The sequence below is a fragment of the Methanospirillum sp. genome (assembly GCF_028679455.1).
Lineage (GTDB): Archaea > Halobacteriota > Methanomicrobia > Methanomicrobiales > Methanospirillaceae > Methanospirillum.
Map to the genome: position 1 here is coordinate 1 of NZ_JAJRBM010000016.1, position 5,456 is coordinate 5,456.

Sequence of the window (5,456 nt, forward strand, 5' to 3'; positions counted from 1 at the left end):
GGATAAAGGAGTCTTTACTGGTTCTTTCCCAGTAGAAAAAACCAATACCTCGAATAAATACTGGGCTACCGATATTGCACTTGGCCATGACGGATACCTCTATTGTTACATCTTCGGAGATAACACCCTGCGAATCCTTGATTCCCGTGGAACCCAGATCAGAAGAGAGAATCTTCCACAGACTGGTCGCAGGTTTTCACATCTTGCGTTGAATTCTGCGGATGACGTAATTTTGTCTGATCAGAATTCGATCACATGTTTTCAGAAGACTGATTCATTGTCATGGAAAACAGCAACAGGGGGATGGAATGAGACCAGGAATCAGTCTTTCCTACAGAACAAAACCTATACAACCTGGAATGTGCCGGTTGAGGTAATACGATCGCCATTTATTCATTATACCATGTCAGCTATTCAGGATGCCGATGGCTCAATCTTTGCAACTGCTGCGGAAAATGACGGGGTGGTCAAAACCGATCCGCTGGGTCATAAAATATTCTCAATCAATCATGGAATTTCCAAGTCAGACCTGCAAAAACCAGAATACTGTATGTGTGCAGGATATAACCGGACACGATCGATACAAAACCCCATCTATGAGCCAGTTGGAATTGTGCAGGATACTTCAGGAAATTTATATATCTCAACCAATACAGGAATTGATAAGTTTTCCCGGGATGGAGAAAATCTCTCCGCTATCGAACCGAACTCCACAATGTATTGTAATCTGAGTACACCTGCCGGTCTTGCTTTTAGCCCGGATGGAGTTTTGTATGTCGCAGACAGCAATAGGAACTGTATTGTCGCATTCAGTCCGGATGGGAAGAGAATCAATGAATGGGGCCATAAGGGAATTTTGGATGGGGAGTTCAAAGAGCCCTGGGGGGTTGCAGTTGATCAGAAGGGGACTGTCTATGTTACTGACACCATGAACCACCGGGTACAGACATTTACCGCGAACGGAACCTGGACCGGTACATGGGGTTCAAAAGGGAGTGATATCGGTAGATTCTCACGCCCGACAGGGATACTTGCTGATTCAGACGGACTAATCTATATTTCAGATTCCGGAAACTTTAGAATTCAGATATTTACCGGTAACGGAACGCCTCTTGGAGAAATAATCCCATATAGTGCTGATTTAAGGGGGCGACCCGGTGTGTATGGTCTTTTCAAAAATTCTGATGGGGATATATATGCAGTTTCTAACTCAAATGGGAGTATTCTGAAGGTTTTATGGAGTCTCAAAGAACAGGGAACTGCAAACGGTAGTATCATCACCATTGAACCTCCGGATCCGGTGGTTCAGGTAATTGTCAACTGGGGTGAAGAGATCTCCTGGATTGCTCACCAATTGTATGTGGGAAACGATGACCAGATTCTATCAGCTGTTTTTGGGGAGCGTGAGGCTTGAGGAATAATATCAGGATCCAATTGTTTATCAACGGGAGATTGCACCTGACTTTTTCCTCTTTTTCCAGGAATCAATATAGGGTATTTTCAGGGGGGCTTCGATCCCCCAACGCGATTCACAACCAAAAAAACAGACACACTCATGAAACAATTTAATCAATACTTATGAGAATTGGAGGTAACCACTATGAATGAGAGAGAATCCATACCCTTACCTGAAAAACCGGACCCTGTCAATCATCTCTGTACCGATAATTTTGGGGAACAGAGAGTAAAACCTAAAGAATCCCTCAAGTACCTGGCCATTCTGATTCCGATTTCAGTATCGATCTTCTGTGTTCTGATTTGGTTTATGAACGAGTTTGTTCCAGTGCATTATCCGGATTATGCCCATTTTTTCAAAATATATATCTATGGGAGTTCATCTGGAGGGAATCTGTTATTTGAAGTAATAGGAGGGTTTTTTCTGGTTGGTGGATTTTTCACCATGAAGTATGATCTGTATAAACGATCCATGGATGAAAAGTACATAGTTTACCGCGGGAAAAACCGGGTATTTGATCGAAATCCGATATTATCAGGCATAATCTATGCAGCAGTACTTATTCTTCTCCTTCCGGTTACTTGTTGGGTTATTTTCAGTCCATATCTCCATTATCTTCCCTACACGTTCCCAATATTTCATCTCGATACCTATTCGGGTATCACAATTCTGATCCTTCTTTATTCAATCATCATCAGTATCATCATGTATCTCATCCCTCCTTCCTGGGAAAAATTACCCCGGATATCTGTTGATGAGCCGAAGGAAAACAAACCTCAATATTCCTCCAATCATAATAATAACGGGAAGAAGAGATCTCACTCGCACATTACCTCGTTATCTCACTGGCTCACGTTAAGTGCCGGGGCATTCCCAGTCACCCTCGTTATCATAATCCTGTCTATCCTGATAATTACCAGTAACCGGCTTCGGGATTATCAGATCACAATTTCAGGAGTTATCCAGACCATTCCCGGATTTGGGTTTCCATCCTCATTTTTGAGTGGAAATGGGCCGTCATGGGGATTGCTGATTCTTGGCTATGCAGCATACATTTCCCTGATATGTTCAGCAATCTATCTGGTTTCCGGATATGGAACGTCGGATACCATTTTTAATTCCGGATCCCGAATCATGCTTTTTTTCTGGTTGCAGCCTTACGGATTATCTTTTTTCACTCCATATACGCTGGAGATTGTCAATCAGGACCTGGTTTTTCAGGGAATTCCAAAATTAGAGTATTTTTTTTCCCAGGTAGATTATAACTTTCTAATTATACTCATAGCCTTCACTCTTGGATATTCCATTGCATATCTGGATAAACGTTTGTGGCCAGAACAGACAGTATAATTAATTCCGGATTAATTTAAAGAATTTATATGAACAACTTTTTATTTCAAATGGCATCAAACATTTGGTCTTTATTATTTACTCCTAATATTTTTTTTAAGAGTAAGGAGGATAGAAACTTAAAATCTGCTTTCCCATATTTCATTGTAGGAATTAGTGTTGCTAGTGTCACAATACCCTTCAGTTTGATATCAAATCCGAGAAACATATCAATTTCATTAGTATTACCATCGATCATTCATTATATCAATTCTCTATTTATTGAACTTTTAATTTTTTTTCTTGAAACAACAATTGTATATATAGTAATAGTAATTTTAGGAGAGAAAATAACTTATAAGTACATTTTATCAACTATGATGTTTATTTCCTTTTTTTTAATTCTCGATCCAATATTTTCTCTTCTATTCTTCTTTTTCCGAAGCATTGTTCCAATAATTAATATATATTGCATATATGCATCGATTGCTGTAACAACTATTATATTCATTTGGAAATCCTATTGTGCAATTATCGGTTTGTCATCAAAGCAACAAATTATGAGAAGAAATGCAACAATGGGGATAATCGTGTCATTTTCCTTATTCTACATAATCCATATTTCAGCCCTGTCATTACTAATTCTAAAGGTTTAATGTTTGTTTCTAATCTGGAGGACATTGAATGAATTCACGAATATTTGTGATTTTTATGGTGCTCGTCGCCTGTGCCTTTGTTGCACTGCCGGCATCAGCAGCCCTCAACAAGGTCAGCCAGGGAGGAGACATCTTCCTTGGAGAAAAGAACCTTGATGTGAGCGCAGCAACCGGCGGCGCCAAGCAGATTGCATGGTGGCAGCCAGGCAGCAACTCAGACACTGAGCAGCCTGCTGACATCCAGTCAGTTTCCGACTCTAAAGCATTCTATGTGTCACCAGACATCTTCGTCGGCAAGACAGGTATCTGGTACCAGTGGAATGGGACTATAAAAGGTTCCCCAGCCTTCAACGTGAAGGAGCCTTCCCTGAGTCTTAAGATCTGGGACGCAACTGCAGGTGAGGATATCACCGGCAAGGCAATCCCAGTCGGTAACTACGCTAACTTTGCAGTTGAAACCAACATGCAGAGCCTCGCAACCCGTCCAGGGTACCAGGCAGCTGATGGTCCGTTCAAGCTGAAGGTCAAGACTTCAGACGGCGGTGTATACCAGCAGCTTGTTGGAAACAACGGCAAAGAGTGGCCACTCAACGCTCTGACCGTCAACCAGCAACTCTGGTACTGGGTCGGAGAAGGCAGTGACCACACCAAGTACGCAAAGAACGACGGGTGGAACACCGCAGCTGAAGACATGAACAACAACCGCCTGTACAAGGCCGGTGTGTACACAGTCTGGGCAGAGTGTAACGCCAATGCAATGAAGGATATGTACAAGGCACCAGATGGCTCGGACTACACCGGAAAAACTGTTTCCGCTGTAAAGAGCGTTCAGATTGCCACCGATCAGGTTAAGATCGAAGCCAACAAGGACACCGTAGTCCGTGGCAATCCGTTCTCCGTCACTATCACTGGCGTTCCAAACGCAGAGTACATTGTCTGGGTTAAGGGAACCAACTCCATGACCGGCGCAACCGGCGACCAGCCACCGATGATCCTGACCGCTCAGGACAACGTTAAGCAGGACGACCCGGCAGGCCCATACGAGATTGGTAAATACCAGTACGAGGGTGGCGCAGGAAAGAGCGTTAAGCAAGATGTCCCCGACGATCCAGACTACCACGGAACCAAGTGCTACGCACAGGTAAAACTTAACTCCAGTGGTACCCATACCGTTGAGTTCAAGACAAACAAGGACACCAAGGACAAGAAGTACACCGTACGTGTCGAGCGCAAGTCCGGCAACCAGTACAAGTCCGATGAAGTAGACATTAAGGTCCAGAAGGGCGATGTCACCATCGTCGCTGCAGTCGACCAGAGCTACTACCTTGGTGAGGAAGTCAAACTCTCCGGAACTAACTCCGAGACTGACACTACTTATCTCTTCATCACTGGTCCAAACCTCCCAACTTCAGGAGCAATGCTCAAGTCTCCAAAGAAGGAAGTCAACAACAACCAGCCACAGTCATTCGATGTAGCTGATGTTCAGGACGATGACACTTACGAGTACAAGTGGCAGACTGCAAACCTCGAGATGGATGCAGGAACCTACACTATCTACGCAGTAAGTGCACCAAACGACAAGGATCACCTGAATGATGCACAGTATGACACTGTCTCACTCGTGATCAAGAAGCCGTACATCCAGGCAACTGCATCCGGCTCAGTCGTTGCAAAGGGTGACAAGCTCTACGTCAGAGGTACCGCAGAAGGCGACCCATCACTGGGTGTTGCACTGTGGATTCTTGGAAAGAACAAGGTTATCTACGCAACCGAGTCCGTGAATGATGACATGTCATTCGAGTACGAAGTTACCAAGGAAACCACCAAGAGCCTCTACGCAGGTCAGTACTTCGTCGTTGTCCAGCACCCAATGTACAACAACGAGTTTGACATCTACCCGGACAACCCACTAAGCCCACAGAACGTCCTTGGTTCATACCCAACCCGTGGATCACAGCTCTTCAAGATCGGCGGTCAGGGTGCACTTCAGGGCACTGATGCAGCAGAGGCACTTA

At 44.0% G+C, this 5,456-nt stretch carries 3 protein-coding genes; all 3 read left to right on the forward strand.

Translation table 11 applies throughout. The features are described from left to right. Nucleotides 1-1,414, forward strand: a 1,414-nt coding sequence (locus LUQ50_RS00465) for an NHL repeat-containing protein (protein WP_300034528.1), incomplete at its 5' end; no start/stop codon positions are given. 186 nt (nt 1,415-1,600) lie between these two features. Beyond that, the gene (locus tag LUQ50_RS00470) at nt 1,601-2,806 is read left to right on the forward strand and encodes a hypothetical protein (protein WP_300034531.1); all 1,206 of its coding nucleotides are present in this window, start codon (nt 1,601-1,603) and stop codon (nt 2,804-2,806) included. Nucleotides 2,807-3,469: 663 nt separating this feature from the next. Further along, a partial coding sequence (locus tag LUQ50_RS00475; protein WP_300034534.1) for an MEMAR_RS02690 family S-layer glycoprotein occupies nt 3,470-5,456 on the forward strand: 1,987 nt, incomplete at its 3' end.

What these genes read in the sequence shown, in the direction of transcription:
- LUQ50_RS00470 (WP_300034531.1), top strand. Translation starts at nt 1,601, where the DNA reads ATGAATGAGAGAGAATCCATACCCTTACCTGAAAAACCGGACCCTGTC.